We start from the raw sequence: 24970 nt of genomic DNA, 5'->3' as shown, positions 1-24970 counted from the left end.
GAAACGGGGATGCGGCCCGGCCGTACAGGACGCGCGAGGGCGACTACGCCTCGAACACCTCACGCACCAGCTGCTCCTGCTCCGCCTGGTGCCGCTTCGCGGAACCCACCGCCGGGGACGAGCCGTGCGGGCGGGAGATGCGCCGCAGCCGCTCGCCGTGCGGGACGTCCGCGCCGACCGCCAGGTCCAGGTGGTCGATCAGGTTGAGCGCGATGAACGGCCAGGCACCCTGGTTCGCCGGCTCCTCCTGGGCCCACAGGTACTTCTCGGCGTTCGGGTACTTCTTGATCTCCGCCTGGAGCTCGGTACCCGGCAGCGGGTACAGGCGCTCGATGCGGATGATCGCCGTGTCCGTCACGCCGCGCTTCTGACGCTCGGCCTCGAGGTCGTAGTAGACCTTGCCGGCGCAGAAGACGACCTTCTTGACCGCGGCCGCGTCCACCGACGTGTCGCCGATGACCGGCTGGAACTGGCCCGTCGTGAACTCCTCCGCCTTGGCCGCCGCCGCCTTCAGGCGCAGCATCGACTTCGGCGTGAAGACCACCAGCGGCTTGTGGTGCGGGTTGTGCACCTGCCACCGCAGGAGGTGGAAGTAGTTCGACGGCGACGTCGGCATGGCGACCGTCATGTTGTTCTGCGCGCACATCTGGAGGAAGCGCTCCGGGCGGGCCGAGGAGTGGTCCGGTCCCTGGCCCTCGTAGCCGTGCGGCAGCAGCAGGACGACACCGGAGGTCTGGGCCCACTTCTGCTCGGCCGACGAGATGAACTCGTCCACGACCGTCTGGGCGCCGTTGACGAAGTCGCCGAACTGCGCCTCCCACATCACGAGCGCCTCGGGGCGGGCCAGCGAGTAGCCGTACTCGAAGCCCATCGCCGCGTACTCGGAGAGGAGGGAGTTGTAGACGTTGAGCCGCGCCTGGTCCTCGGAGAGGTACTGCAGCGGCGTGTACTCCTCGCCGGTGCTGCGGTCGATGATGACCGCGTGGCGCTGGCCGAACGTACCGCGCTGCGAGTCCTGGCCCGCCAGGCGGACCGGGACGCCCTCCAGCAGGAGGGAGCCGATCGCGAGGGTCTCGCCCATGCCCCAGTCGATCGTGCCGTCCTCGACCATCGACGCCCGGCGCTGCAACTGCGGCAGCAGACGCGGGTGGACGGTGATGTTGTCGGGGATGTTGACCTGGGACTCGGCGATCCGCTTGACGATCTCCGTGGTCACCGCGGTGTTCACGGCGACCGGGAACTCGGCCTGCGGGTCCGAGGACTCGACCGTACCGGGCTGGGACGTGGCCTCACGGACCTCCGTGAAGACCTTCTCCAGCTGGCCCTGGTAGTCCTGCAGCGCCTGCTCGGCCTCTTCCAGGGTGATGTCGCCGCGACCGATGAGGGACTCGGTGTAGAGCTTGCGCACCGAGCGCTTCTTGTCGATCAGGTCGTACATCAGCGGCTGGGTGAAGGCCGGGTTGTCCGACTCGTTGTGACCGCGGCGGCGGTAGCAGATGAGGTCGATCACCACGTCCTTGTTGAACGCCTGGCGGAACTCGAAGGCGAGCCGCGCGACGCGGACCACGGCCTCCGGGTCGTCGCCGTTCACGTGGAAGATCGGGGCCTCGATCATGCGGGCCACGTCCGTCGCGTACATGGAGGAACGCGAGGACTCGGGGGCCGCGGTGAAGCCGACCTGGTTGTTGATGACGATGTGGACCGTGCCGCCGGTGCGGTAGCCGCGCAGCTGCGACATGTTCAGGGTCTCGGCCACCACGCCCTGGCCCGCGAAGGCCGCGTCGCCGTGGATCGCCACCGGCAGGACCGTGAAGTCCGTGCCGCCCTTGTTGATGATGTCCTGCTTGGCGCGCGAGACGCCCTCCAGGACCGGGTCCACCGCCTCCAGATGTGAGGGGTTCGCGACCAGGGAGACCGCGATCTGCTCGCCGTCGAGACCGGTGAAGGTGCCCTCGGCGCCCAGGTGGTACTTCACGTCACCGGAGCCGTGCATCGACTTCGGGTCGAGGTTGCCCTCGAACTCGCGGAAGATCTGCGCGTACGACTTGCCGACGATGTTGGCGAGGACGTTCAGGCGGCCGCGGTGGGCCATGCCGATGACGACCTCGTCCAGGCGGGACTCGGCGGCCGAGTCCAGCACGGCGTCCAGCAGCGGGATGACGGACTCGCCGCCCTCCAGGGAGAAGCGCTTCTGGCCGACGTACTTCGTCTGCAGGAAGGTCTCGAAGGCCTCGGCGGCGTTCAGCCGGCGCAGGATGCGCAGCTGCTCCTCACGCTCCGGCTTGGTGTGCGAGCGCTCGATGCGGTCCTGGATCCACTTGCGCTGCTTCGGGTCCTGGATGTGCATGAACTCGACGCCGGTGGTGCGGCAGTACGAGTCGCGCAGGACGCCGAGGATGTCGCGCAGCTTCATCAGGGACTTGCCGGCGAATCCGCCGACGGCGAACTCGCGCTCCAAGTCCCACAGGGTGAGGCCGTGCTCGGTGATGTCCAGATCGGGGTGCTTGCGCTGCTGGTACTCCAGCGGGTCGGTGTCGGCCATGACGTGGCCGCGGACCCGGTAGGAGTGGATCAGCTCGAAGACGCGGGCGGCCTTCGTGACGTCGTCGTCGTGGCTGGCGTCGATGTCCTTGAGCCAGCGGACCGGCTCGTAGGGGATGCGCAGAGCCTCGAAGACGTCGTCGTAGAAGCCGTTCTCACCGAGGAGGAGGTTCGCGACGATCCGCAGGAACTCTCCGGAGGCGGCGCCCTGGATGACCCGGTGGTCGTAGGTCGACGTGAGCGTCATGACCTTCGAGATGCCGAGCTTGTTCAGCGTGTCCTGGGACGTGCCCTGGAACTCGGCCGGGTAGTCCATGGAACCGACGCCCATGATCACGGACTGGCCGGGCATCAGACGCGGCACGGAGTGGACGGTGCCGAGGCCGCCGGGGTTGGTCAGGGAGACCGTCACGCCGGTGAAGTCGTCCATGCCCAGCTTGCCGTCGCGGGCGCGGCGGACGATGTCCTCGTAGGCCTGCCAGAACTCGAAGAAGTTCAGCGTCTCGGCCTTCTTGATGCCCGCGACCACGAGCTGGCGGTCGCCGTTGGGCTTGACCAGGTCGATGGCGAGGCCGAAGTTGACGTGCTCCGGCTTGACCAGGGTCGGCTTGCCGTCCTTCTCCGCGAAGGAGTAGTTCATCGACGGCATGGCCTTGATGGCCTGCACCATCGCGTAGCCGATCAGGTGCGTGAAGGAGATCTTCCCGCCCCGGGCGCGCTTCAGGTGGTTGTTGATGACGATGCGGTTGTCGAAGAGCAGCTTCACCGGGACCGCGCGCACGGACGTGGCCGTGGGCACCTCCAGGGAGGCGTTCATGTTCTTCGCGACCGCGGCGGCGGGGCCGCGCAGCACGATCTGCTCGGGGCCCGAGGGGGCCTCTCCGACGGGTTCGGCCTTCTTCGCGGCGGCGGCCGGCTTGGCGGCCGGGGCGGCCTGCGCCGGAGCGGGGGCCTGGGCCGGAGCCTGGGCCTGCGCGGCGGGCTTCGCCTGGGCCGGAGCCTGGGCGGGAGCCGGCGCTGCGGCGGGCTTCTCGGCCGCCGGGGCGGGGGCCTGGGCGGGGGCGGCCGGAGCGGCCGCCTGAGCGGTGGTGGTCCCCGCGGCCCCCGCGGCCGCGGTACCCGCCGGAGCCGAGGCGGCGGGGGCCCCTGGCTTGTAGTCGGCGAAGAAGTCCCACCAGGCTCGGTCTACCGAATTCGGGTCCTGGAGGTACTGCTGATAGATCTCGTCGACGAGCCACTCGTTGGCACCGAACGACGCGGCAGGGTTCTTCCCCGCTTGGTCGGTGTCGGTCGAGATGCTCGAGTTACTGGGGGACTGTGGCGACACGGCGGCAACCGCCCTCTTCCGCTTCACAAGATGATGGACAGCGGGAATCAAGGCTACGCCCCCTGGACGGGGAAGGTCAGGCCGGGCCCGTGCAACGTCGTGCAAGTCACATCTGGAACCGTGTTTCGGGGCTTGAAATGGCGGGAAACAAGCGTGGTTCCGCTTCAGGAGGGAAGAACGGGGCAGGGCCCCGGGCGCCGATGGCGCGGGCCTGTGCCTGATCACACGTGTCAGTCGGCGCGGACGTCCGTGGATCTTGTGGCTCCGCTTCGAACTTTACGTCAACTTGGCAGAGATGCCAGTCCCGGAAGAGTGACAAGAATCCGGCAACCCCGCTCGGATTCGGCCACTCCGATCCGGCCCCCGTGCAGGTCCACCGCCCAGCGGGCGATCGCAAGTCCGAGTCCAGTGCCGCCGTCGCTGCCCGGCCCCTGCGGCCGCTTGGCGCTGCCGCGGTTGAACCGCTCGAAGACGCGGTGCCACTCGGACTTCGGAATGCCGGGCCCCTCGTCCAGGACCTCCAGCTCCAGCGACTCCGGCAGGGCGCCGCGCCGCGCCTTCACCGTCACCCGGCCGTGCGGGGGGCTGTGCTTGACCGCGTTGTCGATGAGATTGGCGACGACCTGGTGGATGCGCTCCGGGTCGGCGTGGGCGGTCAGCTCCGGCGGGTGGACGTCGAGGTGCAGATGGACGTCGGTGCGGGTGTGACTGCCCGAGCCCGTCGCGATGCCCGCGCGCACGGAGGCGACCATGTTGGCCTCCTTCAGCACCCCGGACAGATACGGCCACACCTCGAACCGCCGCTGCTTCAGCGGTACGACGCCGTTGTCCAGGCGGGACAGGTCCAGCAGCGTCTCCACCAGCCGCCCGAGGCGTTCGGTCTGCTTCAGCGCCGTGCGCATCGTCTCCGGGTCGGCCTGCGTGACCCCGTCGACGATGTTCTCCAGCACGGCGCGCAGGCCCGCGATGGGCGTGCGCAGCTCGTGCGAGACATTCGCCACGAGTTCCTTGCGCTGGCTGTCCTGGGCCTCCAGCTCGTCGGCCATGGCGTTGATCGTCACGGCCAGGTCGCCCAGCTCGTCACGGCGGTTCTCCCGCGTGCGGCGGGTGTAGTCGCCCTGCGAGATGGAACGGGCCACCGCGGTCATCTCGTCCAGCGGTGCGGTGAGTGAATGGGCCACGAACTGCGTGATGAGAAGTGTGGCGATCATCGAGAAGACCGTGATGAAGCGCAGCTCCGTCTTGGTGTGCACCGCGATCACCGACAGACCCGTGGTGATCAGCACCGAGATGACGACGAGCGCGCCCAGCTTGGTCTTGATCGAGAACGGGCTCACCCCGCCCCAGGGATCCGGCTCCCCGGGGTTTCTCCGTCCGGCCGGCCCACCGCTCATGGCGTCGGGGTCTCCAGGGCGTAACCGACGCCGTGCACCGTGCGGATCCGCTCGGCGCCGATCTTCCGGCGCAGCGCCTTGATGTGACTGTCGACCGTGCGGGTGCCGGAGGCGTCCGCCCAGTCCCAGACCTCGGCGAGCAGCTGCTCACGGGAGAGCACCGCACGCGGGGTGTTCGCCAGGCACACCAGCAGGTCGAACTCGGTGGGCGTCAGGTGAACGTCCTCGCTGCGCACCCGGACCCGGCGCTGCGCGTGGTCGATCTCCAGCTCACCGAGGCGCAGGATGCCGGAGCGGGGGGTGGCCGCCGCGATGGCGGCCCGCTCCACGCGGCGCAGCAGGACGTGCACGCGCGCCGCCAGCTCCCGCATCGAGAAGGGCTTGGTCATGTAGTCGTCGGCGCCGACGCCGAGCCCGACCAGCATGTCGGTCTCGTCGTCGCGCGCGGTGAGCATCATCACCGGCACCGGGCGGGCGGCCTGCACGCGCCGGCAGACCTCCAGCCCGTCGAAGCCGGGCAGCATGATGTCGAGGATCAGCAGGTCGGGCTGCCACGCCTCGGCCGTGTCGACCGCGGCCGGACCGTCACCCGCCGTTTGCACGAGGAATCCCTCGGCCCGCAGGCGGGTCGCGATGGCGTCCACGATCGTCGCGTCGTCCTCGACCACCAGGACCCGGCGCTGTGCGCCCGGAGTAGCCGTCGCCGAACCGTTGTGGGAGGTCTGTGTCTGCTCCATCGCCCGCCCCTGGGGTGTGCTTTCCGGAATCAGTGGGGTGATTCCTTCTGACTGGCTATGCCTGCGCATGGTTGCGATTGACGCTTGAATGATCGGCGTCAGAGGAGCAGCGTACGGGGAGTCAGCACGCCTTTGCTATCCAGGGCGGATGCCGAGGTGCACGACGTCCGGAACGCCCCGGGCAACCGGGATCTCTTCGGTACGCACCCGTTGGAACCCGGCATTCCGCAAGGTTTCTTCGAATTCCGGAGACGGCTGGGCGGACCAGACCGCCAGAACCCCGCCCGGTCTCAACACCCTTGCGCAGCTTGCCAGTCCGGCTTCCCGGTAGAGATTTCCGTTGCCCTCCGTGACCGTCCAGCCGGGGCCGTTGTCGATGTCGAGGCACAGGGCGTCGTACGTGTCGGATGTCTCATTGACGTGTGCGACGAGATCGGCCTCGACGATTTCCGCCCGGGGATCCGCCAGTGCCCGGGCGGAGAGTGAGGAGAGCGGGCCGTCCCGATGCCATTCGACGATCGCGTGCTCGCGTTCCACCACCGTGATCCGTCCCCAGCGCGGGTCCGCCGCGGCGTGCGCGAGGGAGAAGCCGACGCCGAGTCCGCCGATCAGGACGTGGGGGCGGTCCCGGCCGTCCAGGGCGTCCAGCGCGGCGTCGACCAGCAGCCGCTCCGAGCGGCCGTCGGAGGTGTCCATCAGGAAACAGCCGTTGGCGATGATCTCCAGCCGGTCACCGTGCCGCCGCAGCACCACCTCGCCGTGCGGGCCCTCGCGACGGTCCAGGACATCGGGAATGTCGTACGAGTTAGGCATGGGGGCATCCTGGCAGGAGTGGACGGAGTGGCGCCCGGCGATTCACCGGGGGCCGGAGGCAAGACGCAGCACGAGGCTTTCGGGTTGCTGTGAATCCGCTCTCGCGTGGCGCGGGTCACAGACAGCGCGGACTGTGGGGCCAAGGCTGGGACATGACGGAGGGAGTGCCCGTTTTGGAACGCACCGCGCCGCCCCACGAGTCGGCCGCACCGACGCCGGCGGACGCGCCCTTCTGTGATGCGCCCGGGCTGCTCGACGGGGTGCCGCGGCAGCGGGGCCCGCGCGGGACGGCGGTCGCGGAGGTACGGGAGCCCGTTCCGGCGGCAGCGCCCCGGCCCTGGGCACTCCGCCCCTGGCGGCTGCTGCCCACCCCCGCGGGTACGCCGTTCACCTTCGGCTACGCCACGGTCCTCTGCCTCACCTCGCTGATCGCCGCCTACGCGGATCCGGCCCTGGTGCACGCCCTGCTCCAGGGCTCCAGCACGGACGTGGCGCACCTGGTGCGCACGCCGGAACTGGCGCTGATCGGGAGCGCGCTGTGGGTCGCGGGCGGCGTGACCTCGCCGTTCGCCATCGCCTTCGTGCTGGTGCTGACCGCGCTGGAGCGGCGTATCGGGGGCCTGCGCGCGGCCGGGGTCTTCGTGCTCGGACATGTCCTCGCCACCCTCGCCACCGAGGTGCCCGTGGGGCTCGCGGTGCTGGCCGGGCACCTTCCCGGCAGTTCCCTGCACCGCCTCGACTACGGCGTCAGCTTCGGGGTCGCCGCCGGTATCGGCGCCCTGGCCGGTCTGCTGCCGCCGTGGCTGCGCCTGCCGCTGCTGGCCGGCTTCGGCTGGATGCTGCTCCAGGACCTGCTCGCCTTCGCCGACCCGATGACGAACTGGGGGCACCTCATCGCCCTGGGCATCGGGCTCGCGACCTGGCCGGTGATCCGGCGCGCGGCACGACCCGGCCCGCCGGCCTCCGCCCGGGCCTGACCGCCGGCCCCCTCAGGTCCGGGCGGAGACCGGCGGGTCGTGCTTCGCGCTGGTCAACAGGGCCACGACCTCCCAGCCCAGTGCCTCGTAGAGCCCTCGCCCGGCGGGGGTCCCGGCCAGGATCCCGGTCCGCGCCCCCTGCCGGACGGCGGCGTTCTGCAACGTTCGCACGACGAGGCTGCCCAGACCCTTGCGGCGGTGATCGGGGGACGTCTCGACCTGGTCGATCACGGCGGTCCCACCCGTCGGGGCGATCTGGCCGCGTGCCGCCAGGGATCCGTCCGGCGCGGCCACCATCACGCGGGTCACCCCACCGCGCGACCACCCGCGCAGCCGATAGCCGTCGGGGGCGGCCGGAGCGCCGTCCGCCGCCAGCGGGAGCGTCATCAGAAAGCCGGGCTCGGGGTCGATCCACCAGCTGCCGTCCAGCCAGCCCGCGACCACCGACGGATCCCGGAACGCCTTCAGCCACACGCCCTGCCCGGTCACCGCCCCGGCCACCTTGCGCACGGTCGTCTCGTCGAGCCCCTCGTCCGTCGCGCCGAACACATGCCGCGTGACGTGCCCGTACATCCCCATGTCGATCGTCCAGCCCCACGGTTCGGCCAGGGGCGGAGCGGCCCCGCGCGAGACGATCCATCCGTTCACCCATGCCCGCACGGTTTCGTTCATGCCATCCCCCCGTAATGAGTGCTCACCTTGATCATCTATTACTCAATGGGACCTTACGCGGGTGCCCGCCCCCGGCGTCAGGAGTGATCGCTGACAGCGAACAGCGGGTGGGGAACATCCGGCCCCGCCCGAGCATTGAGTCGGCATAGCTCAACTTGACTGCTGAAGGGGAGATCATGGCTTCGACGTCCACACCGCTCACCCTGCCCGTGCTGCCGCTCGACGGCGAGGTCGTGCTGCCCGGCATGGTGGTCCCGCTGGACCTGAGCGATTCCGAGGTCCGTGCAGCGGTGGAGGCCGCCCAGGCCGCTGCCCGCACAACACCCGGAAAGCCCCGGGTACTCCTGGTGCCGCGCATCGACGGGACCTACGCGAACACCGGTGTCCTCGGCACCGTCGAGCAGGTCGGCCGGCTGGCCGACGGCGACCCGGGCGCTCTGATCCGCGGCCGGAGCCGGGTGCGCATCGGCGCGGGGACCACCGGCCCCGGCGCCGCCCTCTGGGTCGAGGGCACCGGCGTCGACGAGACCGTCCCGGAGCCGCTGCCCGGGCAGACCGCCGAACTGGTCAAGGAGTACAAGGCCCTCGCGACCGCCTGGCTGCGCAAGCGCGGCGCCTGGCAGGTCGTCGACCGGGTCCAGGCCATCGACGACGTCTCGGCGCTCGCCGACAACTCCGGCTACTCGCCGTTCCTGACCACTGACCAGAAGGTCGAACTGCTGGAGACCGCCGACCCGGTGGCCCGGCTCAGGCTCGCCACCCAGCAGCTGCGCGACCACCTCGCCGAGCAGGACGTGGCCGAGTCCATCGCCAAGGACGTCCAGGAGGGCGTCGACAAGCAGCAGCGCGAGTTCCTGCTGCGGCGTCAGCTGGAGGCCGTCCGCAAGGAGCTGCGCGAGCTCAACGGCGAGCAGGAGGGCGAGGAGTCCGACGACTACCGCACCCGCGTGGAGGCCGCCGACCTGCCCGAGAAGGTCCGCGAGGCCGCGCTCAAGGAGGTCGACAAGCTGGAGCGGTCCTCCGACCAGTCGCCGGAGGGCTCCTGGATCCGCACCTGGCTCGACACGGTCCTGGAGATGCCGTGGAACGAGCGCACCGAGGACTCCTACGACATCCGGGGCGCCCAGGCCGTCCTGGACGCCGAGCACGCGGGCCTGGAGGACGTCAAGGAACGCATCACCGAGTACCTCGCGGTGCGCAAGCGGCGTGACGACCGGGGCCTCGGCGTGGTCGGCGGGCGGCGCGGCGGTGCCGTGCTCGCGCTCGTCGGGCCGCCCGGCGTCGGCAAGACCAGCCTCGGCGAGTCCGTCGCCCACGCCATGGGCCGCACGTTCGTCCGCGTCGCCCTCGGCGGCGTCCGCGACGAGGCCGAGATCCGCGGCCACCGGCGTACGTACGTCGGCGCCCTGCCGGGCCGCATCGTCCGGGCCATCAAGGAGGCCGGGTCCATGAACCCGGTCGTGCTGCTCGACGAGATCGACAAGGTGGGCTCGGACTTCCGGGGCGACCCGGCCGCCGCCCTCCTCGAAGTGCTCGACCCGGCGCAGAACCACACCTTCCGGGACCACTACCTGGAGGTCGAGCTGGATCTGTCCGACGTCGTCTTCCTCGCGACCGCCAATGTCCTGGAGGCGATCCCGGAGGCCCTGGCCGACCGCATGGAGATCGTCCGGCTGGACGGCTACACGGAGGACGAGAAGGTCGTCATCGCCCGTGACCACCTGCTCCCGCGCCAGCTGGAGCGGGCCGGGCTCGACAAGGACGAGGTGACCATCGACGAGGGCGCGCTGCGCAAGCTCGCCGGCGAGTACACACGCGAGGCGGGCGTGCGCACCCTGGAGCGGTCCGTCGCACGGCTGCTGCGCAAGGTCGCCGCCCAGCACGAACTGGGCGAGCGGAAGCTGCCGCTCACCGTCCGGGACGAGGACCTGCGCGACCTGATCGGCCGGCCGCACCACGTGCCCGAGTCCGCCCAGGACCCGGCCGAGCGGCGGACGTCCGTCCCCGGCGTGGCGACCGGCCTGGCGGTGACCGGAGCGGGCGGTGACGTCCTCTACGTCGAGGCGTCGCTGGCCGACCCGGAGACGGGCGCGGCCGGACTGACCCTGACCGGACAGCTGGGCGACGTGATGAAGGAGTCCGCCCAGATCGCGCTGAGCTTCCTGCGCTCCCGCGGCGCCGAGCTGGAGCTGCCGGTGGCGGATCTGAAGGACCGGGGTGTGCACATCCACTTCCCGGCGGGCGCGGTCCCCAAGGACGGCCCGAGCGCCGGCATCACGATGACCACGGCCCTGGCGTCCCTGCTGTCCGGCCGGCTGGTCCGCACGGACGTGGCGATGACCGGCGAGGTCTCGCTGACCGGGCGGGTCCTGCCGATCGGCGGTGTGAAGCAGAAGCTGCTCGCCGCGCACCGGGCCGGTGTCACCACCGTGATCATCCCCAAGCGCAACGAGCCCGACCTGGACGACGTCCCGGCCGAGGTGCTGGACAAGCTCGACGTCCACGCCGTCACCGACGTCCGCCAGGTCCTGGAGCTGGCGCTCGCGCCCGCCACCGCGGGTGCCACGCCGGAGGTTCCGGTCGCGGCGTGACGGACGTGACCGGATAAGGAAGGCCCGGGTTCCCGTGAGGGAGGCCCGGGCCTTCACCGTGTGGTGGCCCTGTGGACACGGACGCCCTGACCTGCGGAATACTTGCCGAACTGCGGTGATGGCGGCAGGTGGCGGAAAATCCAGGTACCGGAACTCTCACGACCGGGCGACGACCGAGGCAGGGGCTGACGTGCACGAGGGCGGCAACGACGACGGACGCCGGGACGCCGGTCTGGCCGGAAGCGGTGTGGACCAGCCTGCCTTCCTGGCGCTGGAACGCGAGCTGACCGTACTGCTGCGCCGCGCCCGGGCCAGCCAGGGCGAGATGGCCCGCGAGGTCCACCCCGACCTGGAGTCGTCCGCGTACGGCCTGCTCGTCCGGCTGGACGAGTGCGGGAAGCAGCGGGCCACCGAGCTCGCCGCCTACATCGGGGTCGGCAAGGCGACGATGTCCCGCCAGCTGCGCGCCCTGGAGGAACTCGGGCTGGTCGCGCGCGAGCCCGACCCCGCCGACGGACGCGCCTGGCACGTCGCCCTCACCCAGGAGGGGCACGACCGCGTCCGGCGGGTCCGGGAGGCCCGCCGCGCCCGCTACGCAGGCCGCCTGGCCGACTGGGACTCCCGCGAGGTCACGGAACTGGCCCGGCTGCTGAACCAGCTCAACCGCGGCATGGAGAAGTAGGGCCGGGCAGGGGCCCGGGAACCGCGCGGCCGTTCAGAACTCGACGTACACGGCCGTCGCGTCGTCGTGCCGCTTGCTCCGGCCCAGGAACGTCGCCGCGGCGTCCGACCGCTCCAGTGCCCGGACGCGGTCCACCAGCGCCTGGGGGCCCTCTTTGCGGACCAGGTGGAAGCAGTCCGTCCAGTCGCCCTCCTCGAACCGCTCCACCCAGCGGGTCGCGCCGTCCGTCAGCGCGGCCAGGGCACGCACTTCGCCGCGGGGCACGGTTCCGGTCACGGCCCGGGCCGCCACCGAGGGGTCGGCCGCCGCCGTGAAGAACCCGCCCTCCCTGTTCCGGAGGGTGGCGTCCACCTGCGCGTCCGTCGCCAGCGCCGAGCGGGGGAGCAGGGTCAGCCGGTCGTCGAGGACGGGCCTCACCACGCCGTCCGGGGACTCCAGCAGGAGAGCCGAGTCCGACAGCACCAGATACTCCACCGTGTCCGGATCCCAGCGGACCGCGACCACCGTCGCCTGGGGAGTGCGAGGGTGAGAAAGGTCACAGGTTGTGGCGTGTGCCTCGGAGGTACGCGCGATGGCACGGGACAAGGCGTCGACCAGAGGAACATCCGGGAGTGAAACGGTCAGTTCGGTCAGTGCTCCGCCGAGGCGTGCGGTGAACCAGGGGACGGAATGCAGACAGCCCGTCCCCGTCCTCGGCGGCGTGACCCCGTCCAGGACGACGACCGAACCGCCCTGTCCCGAGGCCGGTAGTCCGACGCTGGCGAAGTCCTCGTTGGGGCGGTCGGCGTCTCCCGGCTCCGAGGCGAGTTCAGTACGCATCCAGCCAGTCTGCACGAGCCCTTCACAACGTACGCAAAAGACCGGCAATGGTTGCCGGACCGGCGCAGCCGCGCAGGTCAGACGCCAGGTTTGGGATGGAATGATTTGTTCCGGGAAGGCGTGGTGGCGAATACTGCCACCGGCCGTCGCCGTCGTCCAACCGGCGTGCCGCGCAAGGTCACTGCAAGGGCCTGCGGAACTTGCCCCTCAACTCCCGTCCGAGGTTCACTCCTTCGGGTGGCGGGTCAGGTGATGCGCGTGCGCTGCCCACCGGCGCTGGGAGGGTCGGGAAGTGTACCGGGAGTACGCACCAGTTGACGGTGCGTCATCCGGGCCCAAGGGTTCACGAGTTCAGGAATGCGAGCACCGGTGCAGAAGACGCGGCCTCGTCGCACAGGCAAGCAGAAGGCCCCCGTTCAGGGTGCCGAGCCAGCGCCCCCCACCGGCAAGGGCCGCCCCACGCACGTACGCAACCGGCTGATCGTGGCCGTGGCCGTGGTGGCCGCGGCCATCGCCGGTGCCGGTACGCCGTCCGTCCTCGCCGCCTCCGGGCAACTCCACGACTCCCAGGAACTGGTGACGCTCGCGGAGCAGACGCAGGACGCCCTTGCCCTCGCGCACTCCCTCGCCGACGAGCGTGACGACGTCACCTCCTACATCGCCGCCGGGCGCCCCAAGTCCAAGGCGCCCTCCGAGCAGCGCAGCGCCCGCGTGGACCGGCAGGTCGAGGAACTGAGGGCCGACACCGACACGCCCGCCTCGCTCCGGTCGGACCTCGACGGCATAGCGGCCGTGCGCCGGGCGGCGCTCACCGGCAAGAGCAGCGCCCTCGAAGCGCACCAGGCGTACTCCACCGCCATCACCGAACTCCACGGGCTCGCTGAGCAACTGGCGCAGCGGACACCGCCGCGCGCGGGCGAAGGCGGATACGCCCTGGCCGAGCTGGACTCGGCCGTCCAGCAGGCCGCCGCGGCCCGCGGGCTGCTGCTAGCCGCGCTGAGCGTGCCGCGCAGCACCGGAACGGTCATCGACCCCGTCACCGGCCTGCCCACCGAGACCTCCAGCTCCTCGGACGCCGACACCCGGCAGCGCGACGCTCTCAGCGCCGCCGCCCAGCAGGCCCGGCTGCGCTCCGACGCGGCGCTCGCCGACTTCCGCGGCACCGCGCCCAAGCCGGCCCGCGCCTCCTTCGACTCCACGGTCACCGGCACCGACGTCAACTCCGCCGACAAGTACCTCGCCACCCTGACCGACCAGCCGACGCTCTCCCGCAGCGATCTCACCGCCAGCCCCAAGAAGCTGGACGCGGCCCTGTCCGCCCGCGTCGACCTGATGCGCGGCGTGGAGTCGGCCCTCTACGACCGGCGCACCAAGGACCTCGAGGCGCTGCGCGACGACGACGTCACCGCGCTGGAGATCCGCATCGCCGTCCTCGGCGCCCTCATGCTGCTCGCCGTCGGCGTCGCCACGGGCATGGCCCGCAGCCTCACCCGCCCGCTCGCGGTCCTGCGCCTGGGGTCCAAGCGCCTCGCCGAGGCCGACGACCCGGCGGCCGAGGAGCCGGTGAAGTTCACCGGCCGCAACGACGAGTTCGCCCAGGCCGTCCGTTCCGTCAACGCCCTGCACGCGCACGCCGCCGCCCTCACCGAGCGGATCACCACGCTGGAGTCCGACCGCAAGCACCTGGTCGGCCAGCGCCAGAAGATGGCCGACGCGCGCGAGGAACTGCGCGGTGAACTCGCCGAGTCCGCCGCCCAGCTGGACCGGCTGCGCACGGCCATCGGCGGGACGTTCGTCAACCTCGCCCTGCGCACCCTCGGTCTCGTCGAGCGGCAGCTGGCCGTCATCGAGAACCTGGAGGAGCGCGAGCAGGACCCGGACCGGCTCGCCACGCTGTTCAAACTCGACCACTTCGCGACGGTCATGCGCCGGCACAGCGAGAACCTGCTGGTCCTCGCCGGCACCGAGCACGTCCAGCACGCCGCCGGGCCGGTGCCGCTGGTCGACGTCGTCCGTGCCGCGGTCAGCGAGATCGAGCGGTACGAGCGGGTCCGGATCGCCGCGCTGCCGCCGCACGCGCACATCGCCGGGTTCGCCGCGGACGACCTCTCCCACCTGCTGGCCGAACTCATGGAGAACGCCACCTCGTTCTCCCCGCCCGACCTGCCCGTCGAGATCTCCGGCTGGCTGCTGGAGAACGGCGAGGTCATGCTCTCCGTCCAGGACGAGGGCATCGGCATGACCGAGGAGCGGCTGGAGCGCCTCAACTCCCGCCTGGCCGACTTCGACCCGGAGGCGCCCTACGACCAGGAGGGCGAGGACGGTCTCGGCCTCGGTTTGTACGTCGTCGCCCGGCTCGCCCAACGCCACGGTGTGCGCGTCCAGCTGCGCGAGCAGAAGCAGGGCGGTGTCGCGGCGGTCGTCGTCCTGCCGCGCACGCTGCTCGCCGCCGCCCCGCCCGTGGCCGCCCCGGCCTCCGGGCACCTCGCCGGCACGGCCCCCTCCTACTCCTTCCCGGGCGCCGACGCCGAGGCCAACTCCAACGTCCTGCCCGGCCGCGCGACCGGCGACGACCCGCTGGTGGCCCTGGCGGAGAAGGCGGTGGCGGTACGGCAGGACGAGGCGGCGGACACCACCGACACCGATCCGGGAACGCCTGCCGACCCGGGGGCGACGCCCGTCGACCCGGGGGCAGCGCCCGCCGACCAACCGGCCGCGCCCGCCGGACACCCGGCCGCGCCCGCCGGACAGCCTGCGTCGGCCCTGTCTGCCGCCCCGGTCGCAGACGCCGACCCGGCGACGCCCGCCGACGGGGCCGCACAGGCCGAACCGGCGCTGCCCGCCGCCACGGACGCCCTTGCGGCCCGGGCGGAGCACGTCGACACGGATGCACACGCCGCCCCGGGGACGCACGCCGACCTGGCTGGGCCCGCTGAAGGGCCCGCGCACGCCGACCCGGCGACGCCCGCTGGGCCGACGCACCCCGACACGGACGCCTCGGCCGCTGCGCCGACGCACGCCGACTCGGTCGGGTCGGTTGACGCCGCCCCGGCGACGCCCGCCGACACGGAGACGCCCGCTGGTCCGGCCGCGCACGCCGATCGGGATGCCCCCGCCGACCACGCGAGGCACGCCGCCCCGTTGGAGTCCCCCGCGGAAACCACCATGGAGCTGTGGATTCCGGCACAGCCGGAGGGCTCGGACGCGGCCGGGTCCGACGTCGCGGGCTCCGAGGCAGGGCCGCACGGGGTGTCCGTGGACGGGGACCTGACCCGTACGGGCGGCCCGGACACGGTCGAGGGGGACGGCCGCGAGCACGAGCGTGCGTCCGACGAGGAGGAGGACCGGGTCACCGACAAGGGCCTCCCCAAGCGCACTCCGAAGATCACCGCACCGACCACCGCCCCGCGCCAGCGCAGCGGCTCCGTCGACGCCGACGCCCTGCGCCGCCGACTCGGCGGGTTCCGTCAGGGCGCTCAGGCCGGCTACCGCGACGTGGAGGCGGAGATCGCCGAGAGGACGGCCTCGCACCAGCGGCCGGCCACCGGCGCAGCAGGACCAGCTGAACCCGAAGAAGCCACGGGGGGCACAGTCGAGGAGGCAAGCAGTTGACCGCTCCCAGTACCTTCGGACTGATCGGACTGAGCAGTGAGGCCCGCAACCTGCACTGGCTGCTGACCAACCTGGTCGAGGAGGTCCCCGGCATCCTCTCGGTCGCGGTCGTCTCGTCCGACGGGCTGCTCCTGCTCTCCTCCGACGACCATCGCAACAAGGAGGCGCGGGACGCCCTGCAGGCCCGCGGAACCAAGCGCACCGGCCCGCGCGGCTCGGCCGCCGACCTGGCCACCATCGTCTCCGGCATCGGCAGCCTCACCGTCGGCGCCGCCAAGCTGATGGACTTCGGCGGGGTCCGGCACACCATGGTCGCCATGGACGAGGGCAGCCTGTTCGTGATGTCGATCAGCGACGGCTCACTGCTCGGCGTCCACGGCTCCGCGGAGTGCGACATGAGCGTGGTGGCGTACCACATGGCCCTGTTCGTCGGCCGGGCCGGGCACGTCCTGACGCCCGAACTCCGCAGCGAGCTCCGCAAATCCCTGGAGGATTCCCAGACGACGGGGAGTGCCCGATGAGCAGCACGCCGAAGCATCATCTCCCGGTCCGCGGCGGCGATCGTAAACCCGCCCGGGTCCGCCCCTACTCGCTCACCGGCGGCCGCACCCGCTTCGGCCACGTCCTCCTCGTGGAGACGTTCGTGGCGAGCACGGCCGCGCTCGACGCCCCGGAGGAGCGCAAGGAACTGACGAACGGCCACCTCTCCACCCGCGTGATGCCGGAGCTCCGGGCCATCGTCGAACTGTGCCGCCGGATGCGTACGGTGGCCGAGATCGCCGCGCTGCTGAAGATGCCGCTCGGCGTGGTCCGCGTGCTCCTGAGCGACCTCGCGGACCAGGGAAAGATCCGTGTGTACGGAACGGGCACCGGCCATGGCACGGGCCGCCCGGACCGGGCTCTGCTGGAAAGGGTGCTGAGTGGACTCCGTCGTCTCTGACGCCGCTCACGGCGTCTCTGGTTCCTCCCCGTTCGTCCAGCCGGACGACAGCATGCACGCGTGGGAGACGGACCGCACCCGGGCCCCCATAGCCACGAAGATCGTGGTGGCGGGCGGCTTCGGCGTGGGCAAGACCACGCTGGTCACCGCGGTCTCGGAGATCACGCCCCTGCAGACCGAGGCGCTGATGACCGAGGCGAGCGAGGCGACCGACGACCTCACCGCCACGCCGGGCAAGTCCACCACCACCGTGGCCATGGACTTCGGGCGCATCACGCTCGACGACGACCTGGTGCTCTACCTGTTCGGCACGCCGGGCCAGCAGCGGTTCTGGTTCATGTGGGACGACATCGTGCGCGGCGCGATCGGCGCCGTCGTCCTCGCCGACACCCGCCGTCTGAAGGACTGCTTCCCGGTCCTGGACTACTTCGAGAGTTCCGGACTGCCCTACGTGGTCGCGGTCAACCACTTCGACGGCAGCGAGCTGTTCGAGCCGGAGGACGTGCGGGAGGCCTTGACCATCCCGCGACACATACCTGTCATGATCATGGACGCGCGTCGCCGGATCTCCGTGATCGAGACCCTCCTGGCCCTCGTGGGCCACGCGCTCGACGAAACCCCCGAGTAGAGGACAGCCCCGCATGCGGAAGATACTCGTCGTCGGAGCCGGTCAGTCCGGGCTCCAGATAGCTCTCGGCCTCCAGTCGCAGGGGTACGAGGTCACCTTGATGTCCAACCGGACGGCGGACGAGATCCGCACCGGCCGGGTCATGTCGACGCAGTGCATGTTCCACACGGCCCTGCAGCACGAGCGCGATCTCCAGCTGAACTTCTGGGAGTCCCAGGCCCCGAAGATCGAAGGACTCGGCGTCTCGGTCGCCGCCCCCGGCTCCTGGGCCGAAGGCCCCTCCGCCCGCGCCATCGACTGGCTGGGCAGGCTCGACGGCTACGCGCAGTCCGTCGACCAGCGCGTGAAGATGGCAGGCTGGATGGAGACGTTCGCCCAGCGCGGCGGGCAGCTCGTCATCCACGGCGCGGCCGTCGGCGACCTCGACTACTTCTCCCGCACCTACGACCTGGTGCTCGTCGCGGCCGGCAAGGGCGAACTGGTCCAGATGTTCGGCCGCGACGCCGAGCGCTCTCCGTACAGCGAACCGCAGCGCGCGCTGGCCGTGGCGTACGTCCACGGCCTGGGCCCGCGCCCCGAGCACCCCGGCACCGAAGCGGTCCGCTGCAACCTCGTGCCGGGTGTCGGCGAACTGTTCGTCATGCCGACCCTGACCACGTCCGGCCGTGCCGACATCCTGTTCTGGGAGGGCATACCCGGCGGCCCGCTCGACGCCTTCAACGGCGTCAAGGACCCCGCGGAGCACCTCTCCCTGACCCTGGAACTCATGGAGCGGTACGTCCCCTGGGAGTACGCGCGGGCCACCAAGGTCGAACTGACCGATGCCGGCGGTACGCTGGCCGGCCGCTACGCCCCCACCGTCCGCAACCCGATCGGCCGCCTCCCCGGCGGCGGACTCGTACTGGGCGTGGCGGACGTCGTCGTCGCGAACGACCCCATCACCGGGCAGGGCTCCAACTCGGCGTCCAAGTGCGCCGCCGCCTACCTCGCCTCGATCACCGAGCACGGCGACAAGCCGTTCGACGAGGAGTGGATGCGGGCCACCTTCGACCGCTACTGGAACACCGCCCAGCACGTCACCAAGTGGACCAACGCGATGCTCGCGCCGCCGCCGGAGCACATCCTGAACCTCATCGGCGCCGCCGGTGAGCTCCAGCCGGTCGCCGACCGCTTCGCCAACGGCTTCAACGACCCGGCCGACTTCGAGAACTTCTTCTACGACCCGGACAAGACGGGGGCCTACCTGGCCGAGGTGTCCGGCGCGGGCGCCGCGTAACCTCCGTCGTCCCCGTACCCCTCGTCCGACCCGTCCGCGGCACCCTCGGGGAGCTCCGGCGGCTCGTAACGCCGCAGGGGCTTCCCGCCCGGGTCCGGTCGTACGGCACCCAGGACCGGGTTGGCCGCGATCGGTGACACCTTCACCTTCGCGCCCGGCCGGGGAGCCTGGACGACCATGCCGTCCCCGAGGTACAGCGCGACGTGCGTGGCCTTCGGGAAGTACACGACCAGGTCGCCCGGGCGCAGCTCGTCCAGGGGGATCCGCTCCAACCGCTTCCACTGCTCCTGGCTGGTCCGGGGGATGGGCGTGCCGGCCCCGGCCCAGGCCTGCGAGGTCAGGCCCGAGCAGTCGTAGGCCCTCGGGCCCTCGGCGCCCCACTCGTACGGTTTGCCGAGCTGCCGCACGGCGTAGCGCACGGCGCGGCGGCCTTCGGCGGACGGGGTGGGGGTGCGGGTGGTGCCGGTGCTTGCGCGGCGGCCCCTGTTCTTACCGTTGTCCTCGGTGTCTCCGTCCACCTCGGCGGCTTCGACCTCGTCGGCTTCGGCTTCGTCGCCGTGAGCTTCGCCGGCTTCGGTTTCGCCGGCTTCGGGTTCGGCTTCGGCTGTGTTTCCGAGCGCGCCTGACGCCATGAACTCCCTCTGCGCCTTCGCGATGCCCTTCTGCTCGAACTCCGCGAGGTCGGTGAGCTGCTCGCGGCTCAGGGAGGCGAGCAGTTCCTCGACGTCGTGGAGCCGGGCGCGGACCCCGTCCCGCTCCTTCTTGCGCCGCTCGGTGAGGGCGAGCTGCCGGTCGAGGGCCGTGCGGGCCTTGCGGGCCAGTTCGTTGGCCTTGCGCTCGTTGCCGGTCAGCCGGCCGATGGTGTCGGCCCGTTCCCGGGCGAGTCGGCCGATCACATGGCCCTGCTCGATCGCGTGCTGCGGGTCGCGGGCCAGGAGCAGACGTACGTACGGGGAGATGTCGGTGCTGCTCTGGTACTGCTGCCGGGCCAGCCGGCCGGCCGCGCCCCGGCTGTCGTGCAGGGAGAGCCGGGCGCGGGCGAGGGCGCGTTCCAGGCGGTCGGTCTCGGCGCGCTGCTCCTTCAGCTTCTCCTCGGTGCCGTTGTAGGCCTCGGTGGCCTCCTCGGCCTTTCGGTACAGCTCTTGAAGGTCCGTCAGGAGGTCGGCGATGTCATGTTGTTCCGTGTCGCGCTGTTCCGTCTCCGGCTCGGGGGCAGCCGTGGCCGGGACGGGCGCCAGGACGGTTCCGGCCGCCGTCGCCGCGATGCAGACCAGACGCAGAAGCTTTCCTGACATGCCATCACCTCCGTTGCGGGGGCGGCGTGGTGCCGCCGGACAACGTGAGGATCAGGCGTGTGCGGGCGGAGCGCGCGGTGGGTGTGCGCGGTTCGGCGCAACGGGGTCACCCGTCGGCGTCGTCCGGCTTGCCGTGCGGCGTGGCGTCTGGCTTCGACCACGGCCAGTTGAGCCGGCGTGGCGGGACCCCCTCCGGGGCGTACGCGTACTTCCACCGGTTGGACAGGCCGACCCTGCCCGGGCCCCGGGGGACGCGGCGGTAGACGAGCACGGTGTCCGGTCCGCCGTCGGGGTCCGGGACGGGAATGCGGTACGTCTTGGGCGGGTGGCCGGTGATGCCGAGGAGGACCGGCAGGACCCTGCCGTCCATGGGGCCGCCCTCGAAGGGGGTGTCTTCGCTCTTCACGGGATCAGTGTCAGACATCCTCGGCGAGCGCCCGGACCAGGGCGTCGGTCTGCGGGTCGCGGCGGGCGGTCACCGTCAGCATCGCCACGAACTGCTCGACGAGCCAGTCGCGGAGCTCCTCGGCGGGCGGCTGCTTGTCCTCGTCGAGCCAGATGAGCGACGACGCCTCCACGGAGGTGATCCACATGCGGATGGTCATGCGCAGACGCGGGCCGGGGCCGGTGACGCCCAGGTGGCTGAGGATGTGCTCGGCGGCGACGCGGCGGACGCCGTCGACGATGGCGGTGGTGCGTGACGTCTCCACGACGCTGCCGCCCTGGAGGAGGGCGCTGAAGCCGGTGTCGTGCTCGTCGACGAAGGTGAGGTAGCGGTCGAGGGCGCGGGACAGGCGGGGGAGCAGGGGGCCCTCGCGGGGTTCGTCGAAGCAGTGCTGGAGCTCGTCGGCCGCGGAGCGCAGGGCGGCCTCGTAGAGCTGCTGCTTGCCGCCCGGGAAGTACCGGTACACCAGGGGGCGCGAGACCCCGGCCGCCTCCGCCACGTCGTCCAGGGACACCTCCTCCGGGGCGCTGTGGGCGAAGAGGTCCAGCGCGGAGGTGAGCAGCTGACTGCGGCGTTCCTCGACGCTGAGTCGCCGGTAGGCGGGGGTGGGGGCGGCTGGTGTCATGTCTCGCAGGGTAATCGGGGGGCCGGGGGGCTGCGTAGCGATGGCGGGGGCGGGGGCGGTGGGGGTGCGCGTTCGCTTCGCCTTCGCGTGGGGTGTGGGTCGGGGCCGTGCCGGGGGTGTCCGTCCTCGGAACGGCGCGATGGGGTTGCGTACCGACTCGCTCCCCGTTGACGCGCCAACCGCTACGGGCGGACACCCCCCGACACGGCCCCTTCTCGCCGTACGCGGGTGCGGGAGTGCCTAACGCGCGTCCACGTGCTGGAAGTCGACCGCGGTGATCCGGGCCGCCTTCGGGGTCAGTTCGGCGATGCCCTGGCCCTCGAACGTGTCCGTGATCAGCGGGCCCCTGGTGGCGCCGAACGCGGACTGCTCCTTGCTGGGCACGAGGGACGCGCTGGAGCGGTAGGGCTCCTTGAGCAGGGATTCCTGCTTGTGGGCGGCCGGGAAGAGGGCGAGGACGCCGCCGTCGGCCGTCCGCAGGGCGTAGACGCTCGGGTCGGCCGGGGACTTGGCGAAGAACATCTTCGTGGCCATGCCGTCGGCGACGCCCTCCTTGCTGCTGCGCTGGTAGGTCTTCTTCGCGTTCTCGACCGGCTTCGTGGAGGTCAGGGCGGTGCCCTTCTTCTTGCCGCCCGTCTGGAGGAGGTCCTCGTAGGCGGCGCCGATGTCGGCGGGGGCGAACTTTCCGACCTTGGCGGAGGGGTTCGCGACCTCGGCCAGGCCGTGCTTGTCGAGGGCAGGCTCGGGGAGAGGGGCGCCGCCGTCGGCCCAGAGGGAGAGCACCATCTTGTGGGTGCCGCCCACCTTGTCGAAGACCAGCAGCACGCTGTTCTTGCTGTCCTCGCTGGACGTCGCCCGGACGGCGAACCAGGTGGCCGTGCCCTTCTCGGGGATGACGTACTGGCGGTCCCGGTAGGAGAAGGGCTTGGCGTAGGCCTTCTGCTCCTTGGCCGGCCAGGTCTTGACGAGGGTGTAGGTGGCCTTGTCCATCGCGTAGACCTGGCCCGCTTCGACCGTCGCCAGAAGCTTCTCGTCCTGGGCCGCGTTGGCCTTGTTGTTGACCTGCTCGTAGTGGTCGGCGATCTTCTTGGCCTCCGCCTGGCTGACCACGCCCTGCGGTTTGGCGTCAGCGGCCTTGTCGCCGTCCGAGCCGGTGCCACCGCCGCACGCGGTCAGCGCGAGGGCGGTCGTGGCACCGATGGCGGCGGTCTTGAGACGGGTGGTGTGGGGGGACATACGGTGCTGATCTCCTTCAGGGCCACGGAGGGTGACTGCGTCCTGAAGGACAGTAGTCACCCCGCATGGACATGACGGAGTCGGGGCCTCTACGCCAGCAGCCCGGACGACTTCCACAGGCGGCGGCCGACGCCTCGGAGCACGCCGATGTCGTCGAGGAAGTCGGTCAGCCGCTTGGAGCCGTTCTGCATGACCTCCCGGCGGTGGCCGCTCGCGCGGACCTGGGCGAGGGCCTCCCGCTTGTCCAGGCCCACGTTGGTGTAGACGTCCGGGTTCACGAAGGCCACCGAGAAGACGCGGGCGAACTCGCCGGAGGTGACGCGGGTGAACTCCTGGGACCACTTGGGGGCCGTCACCATCTGGCGGCGGAGTTCCTCACGGGCGTAGCGGACGTGGCGGGCCTCCTCCACGACATGGATGCGGGTGACACCGCGGACCAGGGTCTGCACCCGCTCGTCGGGGAACGTCAGGCGCTGCATCCAGTCGAGGACCTCCTCGCCGAGGAGGGTGGCGGTGAAGGAGCCGGGGGTGGTGGAGATGGTCTTGAACAGGCGGCCCAAGTGCTGGTGGGCCCGGCTGACCGGGTACCAGGGTGTGTCGCCGTGGGAGATCAGGCGGGCGAACATCTTGGAGTGGCGGCACTCGTCCTCGATCTCCGTGAGTGCGTAGCGCACATGGGCGCTCGTCGCCGCCTTGTCGTAGATGTGCCGGACCAGCAGCTGCATCAGGATGATCTCGAACCAGATGCCCAGGGAGGCCAGGGCCGCGGCCTCGTGCTGGGAGAGGAGGATGCGCTGCTCCTCGCCCATGCGCTTCCAGAGCGGGGTGTCGTAGAGCGAGACCAGCTCCGGGGGCCAGAACCACTTGCCCTCCTCGAAGGGCGCGTCCCAGTCCAGTTCCTTGTCCGGATCGAAGGAGTGCTTGGCGGAGGAGTCGAGCAGCCGCTGGGCCACCTGCTCCCGGTCCTTGAGCAGGCCGAGGGCATCGCGCAGTCCGTCGAGCGCGTCGGCTTCCGTCAGGGTCGTCATGGCTGCCCACCTCGTTGTGCACACGTCACTGTCCCTCTTATGAGACTGCCTGTCAGCAAGCTCGTCAATCCCCCGCGCACTACTTGTTGACCCGGTGTCTACCTCGTGTGAGCCTGCGGGCATGCCGACCTTCGACCTGTACGCGATGGAACCGCCAGAGCCCGTACGACAGGTGCCGGCGAGCGGCGCGGCCCGTTTCACCTGGGAGTACGACGACGGCCGCGACCGTCTCCTGGCCCTCTACCAGAAGGGCAAGGACAAGCAGTGGGACGGTCAGAAGCGGATCGACTGGGAGCTGGAGGTGGATCCGTACGATCCGCTCGGCACCCCGGACGAGGCGATGTCCCTCTACGGGACCAGGCACTGGGCGAAGCTGACGGAGAAGGACCGGGGCGAGCTGCGCAGGCACTACGCCTCCTGGCAGTTCAGCCAGTTCCTGCACGGTGAGCAGGGCGCGATGATCTGTGCCGCGCGGATCGTCGAGTCGGTCCCCGATCTGGACGCGAAGTTCTACTCGGCGACCCAGACCATGGACGAGGCCCGGCACGCCGAGATCTACGGCCGCTTCCTGCACGAGAAGATCGGGATGCTGTACCCGATCAACGACAACCTCCAGTCCCTGCTGGACGACACGCTGCGCGACGCCCGCTGGGACATGCCGTACCTGGGCATGCAGGTGCTGATCGAGGGCCTCGCGCTGGCCGCCTTCGGCATGATCAGGGACACGACGGACAAGCCCCTGCCCAAGCAGATCCTCGCGTACGTCATGCAGGACGAGGCACGGCACGTGGCCTTCGGGCGGATGGCCCTGCGCGACTACTACCGGCAGCTCACCGACGCCGAGTTGAGGGAGCGCGAGGAGTTCGTCATCGAGGGCTGCTACCTCATGCGCGACCGGCTGCGGGGCGTGGAGGTGCTGGAGAACTTCGGCATCCCGAAGGCCGAGGCGGAGGAGTACAGCGAGCAGTCCGAGTTCCTCACCCTGTTCCGCAAGCTGCTGTTCAGCCGCATCGTCCCCTGCGTCAAGGACATCGGCCTGTGGGGCAAACGCCTCCAGCAGGCCTATGTCGACATGGGCGTCCTGGAGATGGGTGACGCCAGCCTCGACCTGCTGATGTCCGAGGACGAGGAGATCGCCGAGAAGCTCGACGCCGAGCGTTTCGCGGCGGAGGAGGAGGCGAGGACGGCGGAGGTGCGGGGGGCGATCGACGCGGGGCGGGCGGCCGGCGGCTGAGCGCCTGTCGGAGTGCGCAGCCCGGGCCCTCCGGCACGTCGCCGAGCAGGGGTGTCGCCCCCTGGGGCGGGCTCAGTCGTGAATCGAACGGCAGGCCG

20 protein-coding genes are annotated in these 24970 nt (G+C 71.0%); 9 read left to right on the top strand and 11 right to left on the bottom strand.

Annotated elements, in window-relative coordinates; all coding sequences use genetic code 11:
- Positions 1–43 precede the first annotated feature (43 nt).
- The 4 genes from BJ965_RS12505 to BJ965_RS12490 form a co-directional block, all read right to left on the bottom strand.
- The gene (locus tag BJ965_RS12505; RefSeq protein ID WP_184908715.1) at positions 44–3868 is read right to left on the bottom strand and encodes a multifunctional oxoglutarate decarboxylase/oxoglutarate dehydrogenase thiamine pyrophosphate-binding subunit/dihydrolipoyllysine-residue succinyltransferase subunit; all 3825 of its coding nucleotides are present in this window, start codon (positions 3866–3868) and stop codon (positions 44–46) included.
- Positions 3869–4149: 281 nt separating this feature from the next.
- Complete coding sequence (locus BJ965_RS12500) at positions 4150–5262, bottom strand: HAMP domain-containing sensor histidine kinase (protein ID WP_184908714.1); 1113 nt, start codon at positions 5260–5262, stop codon at positions 4150–4152.
- Entirely contained in the window at positions 5259–5999 is a 741-nt protein-coding gene (locus BJ965_RS12495) for a response regulator transcription factor (protein WP_030851757.1), read from the bottom strand. The genes BJ965_RS12500 and BJ965_RS12495 overlap by 4 nt, the downstream gene beginning before the upstream one ends.
- 135 nt (positions 6000–6134) lie before the next feature.
- The gene (locus BJ965_RS12490) at positions 6135–6812 is read right to left on the bottom strand and encodes a spermine/spermidine synthase domain-containing protein (RefSeq protein ID WP_184908713.1); all 678 of its coding nucleotides are present in this window, start codon (positions 6810–6812) and stop codon (positions 6135–6137) included.
- A 152-nt stretch (positions 6813–6964) separates the two neighbouring features.
- Between BJ965_RS12490 and BJ965_RS12485 the strand changes: the two genes are divergently transcribed.
- Positions 6965–7789 (top strand): rhomboid-like protein, encoded by an 825-nt coding sequence (locus tag BJ965_RS12485; RefSeq protein ID WP_246545887.1) that lies wholly within the window; start codon positions 6965–6967, stop codon positions 7787–7789.
- Positions 7790–7801: 12 nt separating this feature from the next.
- On the opposite strand, the gene BJ965_RS12480 is transcribed toward BJ965_RS12485, so the two are convergent.
- Positions 7802–8461 (bottom strand): GNAT family N-acetyltransferase, encoded by a 660-nt coding sequence (locus BJ965_RS12480; RefSeq protein WP_184908712.1) that lies wholly within the window; start codon positions 8459–8461, stop codon positions 7802–7804.
- A gap of 176 nt (positions 8462–8637) precedes the next feature.
- On the opposite strand from BJ965_RS12480, the gene lon reads away from it, so the two are divergent.
- The gene (gene lon, locus BJ965_RS12475; RefSeq protein WP_184908711.1) at positions 8638–11052 is read left to right on the top strand and encodes an endopeptidase La; all 2415 of its coding nucleotides are present in this window, start codon (positions 8638–8640) and stop codon (positions 11050–11052) included.
- 190 nt (positions 11053–11242) lie between these two features.
- Positions 11243–11734 carry a MarR family winged helix-turn-helix transcriptional regulator gene (locus BJ965_RS12470; RefSeq protein ID WP_184908710.1) on the top strand — a complete coding sequence of 164 codons (492 nt, stop codon included), beginning with the start codon at positions 11243–11245 and terminating at the stop codon, positions 11732–11734.
- Positions 11735–11767: 33 nt separating this feature from the next.
- Here the strand turns inward: BJ965_RS12470 and BJ965_RS12465 are convergent, their stop codons facing one another.
- On the bottom strand, positions 11768–12553 hold the full coding sequence (locus BJ965_RS12465; protein ID WP_184908709.1) for a protein phosphatase 2C domain-containing protein: 786 nt from the start codon (positions 12551–12553) through the stop codon (positions 11768–11770).
- A 369-nt stretch (positions 12554–12922) separates the two neighbouring features.
- Between BJ965_RS12465 and BJ965_RS12460 the strand changes: the two genes are divergently transcribed.
- Genes BJ965_RS12460 through BJ965_RS12440 form a run of 5 tightly spaced genes read left to right on the top strand, consistent with a single transcriptional unit; the run spans position 12923 to position 19009 of the window.
- Positions 12923–16165 carry a sensor histidine kinase gene (locus BJ965_RS12460; RefSeq protein ID WP_184908708.1) on the top strand — a complete coding sequence of 1081 codons (3243 nt, stop codon included), beginning with the start codon at positions 12923–12925 and terminating at the stop codon, positions 16163–16165.
- Positions 16162–16686, top strand: coding sequence for a roadblock/LC7 domain-containing protein (locus BJ965_RS12455; protein ID WP_184908707.1), 525 nt, complete (start codon positions 16162–16164; stop codon positions 16684–16686). Before BJ965_RS12460 ends, BJ965_RS12455 begins: the two co-directional genes overlap by 4 nt.
- Complete coding sequence (locus tag BJ965_RS12450; protein ID WP_031110388.1) at positions 16683–17105, top strand: DUF742 domain-containing protein; 423 nt, start codon at positions 16683–16685, stop codon at positions 17103–17105. Before BJ965_RS12455 ends, BJ965_RS12450 begins: the two co-directional genes overlap by 4 nt.
- Positions 17086–17733: a GTP-binding protein gene (locus BJ965_RS12445; protein ID WP_184908706.1), complete on the top strand. Its 648-nt coding sequence runs from the start codon at positions 17086–17088 to the stop codon at positions 17731–17733. Before BJ965_RS12450 ends, BJ965_RS12445 begins: the two co-directional genes overlap by 20 nt.
- 13 nt (positions 17734–17746) lie before the next feature.
- Positions 17747–19009, top strand: coding sequence for a styrene monooxygenase/indole monooxygenase family protein (locus BJ965_RS12440; RefSeq protein WP_184908705.1), 1263 nt, complete (start codon positions 17747–17749; stop codon positions 19007–19009).
- Here BJ965_RS12440 and BJ965_RS12435 read toward each other — a convergent pair.
- From BJ965_RS12435 to BJ965_RS12415, 5 genes are all read right to left on the bottom strand, one after another.
- Complete coding sequence (locus BJ965_RS12435) at positions 18973–20304, bottom strand: C40 family peptidase (RefSeq protein ID WP_184908704.1); 1332 nt, start codon at positions 20302–20304, stop codon at positions 18973–18975. The genes BJ965_RS12440 and BJ965_RS12435 overlap by 37 nt on opposite strands.
- A 106-nt stretch (positions 20305–20410) precedes the next feature.
- On the bottom strand, positions 20411–20710 hold the full coding sequence (locus BJ965_RS12430; RefSeq protein WP_030851794.1) for a hypothetical protein: 300 nt from the start codon (positions 20708–20710) through the stop codon (positions 20411–20413).
- Between the two features lie 10 nt (positions 20711–20720).
- Complete coding sequence (locus BJ965_RS12425) at positions 20721–21374, bottom strand: TetR/AcrR family transcriptional regulator (RefSeq protein WP_184908703.1); 654 nt, start codon at positions 21372–21374, stop codon at positions 20721–20723.
- Positions 21375–21614: 240 nt separating this feature from the next.
- A complete protein-coding gene (locus tag BJ965_RS12420) occupies positions 21615–22610 on the bottom strand; it encodes a hypothetical protein (RefSeq protein ID WP_184908702.1) in 996 nt (331 codons plus the stop codon).
- Between the two features lie 89 nt (positions 22611–22699).
- Complete coding sequence (locus BJ965_RS12415; protein WP_031108281.1) at positions 22700–23638, bottom strand: AurF N-oxygenase family protein; 939 nt, start codon at positions 23636–23638, stop codon at positions 22700–22702.
- A 121-nt stretch (positions 23639–23759) separates the two neighbouring features.
- On the opposite strand from BJ965_RS12415, the gene BJ965_RS12410 reads away from it, so the two are divergent.
- Positions 23760–24872 (top strand): ferritin-like domain-containing protein, encoded by a 1113-nt coding sequence (locus BJ965_RS12410; RefSeq protein ID WP_184908701.1) that lies wholly within the window; start codon positions 23760–23762, stop codon positions 24870–24872.
- Positions 24873–24970 lie beyond the last annotated feature (98 nt).

Origin of the sequence: Streptomyces luteogriseus, from assembly GCF_014205055.1 — a bacterium.
Lineage (GTDB): Bacteria > Actinomycetota > Actinomycetes > Streptomycetales > Streptomycetaceae > Streptomyces > Streptomyces luteogriseus.
The sequence above is the reverse complement of the archived record's forward strand: the minus strand, read 5'-3'. Positions and strand labels throughout refer to the sequence as shown.

Bases quoted from the DNA above. Each gene is read 5' to 3' on its own strand.
- BJ965_RS12500 (WP_184908714.1), bottom strand. From the start codon at position 5,262: ATGAGCGGTGGGCCGGCCGGACGGAGAAACCCCGGGGAGCCGGATCCC.
- BJ965_RS12495 (WP_030851757.1), bottom strand. From the start codon at position 5,999: ATGGAGCAGACACAGACCTCCCACAACGGTTCGGCGACGGCTACTCCG.
- BJ965_RS12490 (WP_184908713.1), bottom strand. From the start codon at position 6,812: ATGCCTAACTCGTACGACATTCCCGATGTCCTGGACCGTCGCGAGGGC.
- BJ965_RS12485 (WP_246545887.1), top strand. From the start codon at position 6,965: ATGACGGAGGGAGTGCCCGTTTTGGAACGCACCGCGCCGCCCCACGAG.
- BJ965_RS12480 (WP_184908712.1), bottom strand. From the start codon at position 8,461: ATGAACGAAACCGTGCGGGCATGGGTGAACGGATGGATCGTCTCGCGC.
- lon (WP_184908711.1), top strand. From the start codon at position 8,638: ATGGCTTCGACGTCCACACCGCTCACCCTGCCCGTGCTGCCGCTCGAC.
- BJ965_RS12465 (WP_184908709.1), bottom strand. From the start codon at position 12,553: ATGCGTACTGAACTCGCCTCGGAGCCGGGAGACGCCGACCGCCCCAAC.
- BJ965_RS12450 (WP_031110388.1), top strand. From the start codon at position 16,683: ATGAGCAGCACGCCGAAGCATCATCTCCCGGTCCGCGGCGGCGATCGT.
- BJ965_RS12440 (WP_184908705.1), top strand. From the start codon at position 17,747: ATGCGGAAGATACTCGTCGTCGGAGCCGGTCAGTCCGGGCTCCAGATA.
- BJ965_RS12435 (WP_184908704.1), bottom strand. From the start codon at position 20,304: ATGTCAGGAAAGCTTCTGCGTCTGGTCTGCATCGCGGCGACGGCGGCC.
- BJ965_RS12425 (WP_184908703.1), bottom strand. From the start codon at position 21,374: ATGACACCAGCCGCCCCCACCCCCGCCTACCGGCGACTCAGCGTCGAG.
- BJ965_RS12420 (WP_184908702.1), bottom strand. From the start codon at position 22,610: ATGTCCCCCCACACCACCCGTCTCAAGACCGCCGCCATCGGTGCCACG.
- BJ965_RS12415 (WP_031108281.1), bottom strand. From the start codon at position 23,638: ATGACGACCCTGACGGAAGCCGACGCGCTCGACGGACTGCGCGATGCC.
- BJ965_RS12410 (WP_184908701.1), top strand. From the start codon at position 23,760: ATGCCGACCTTCGACCTGTACGCGATGGAACCGCCAGAGCCCGTACGA.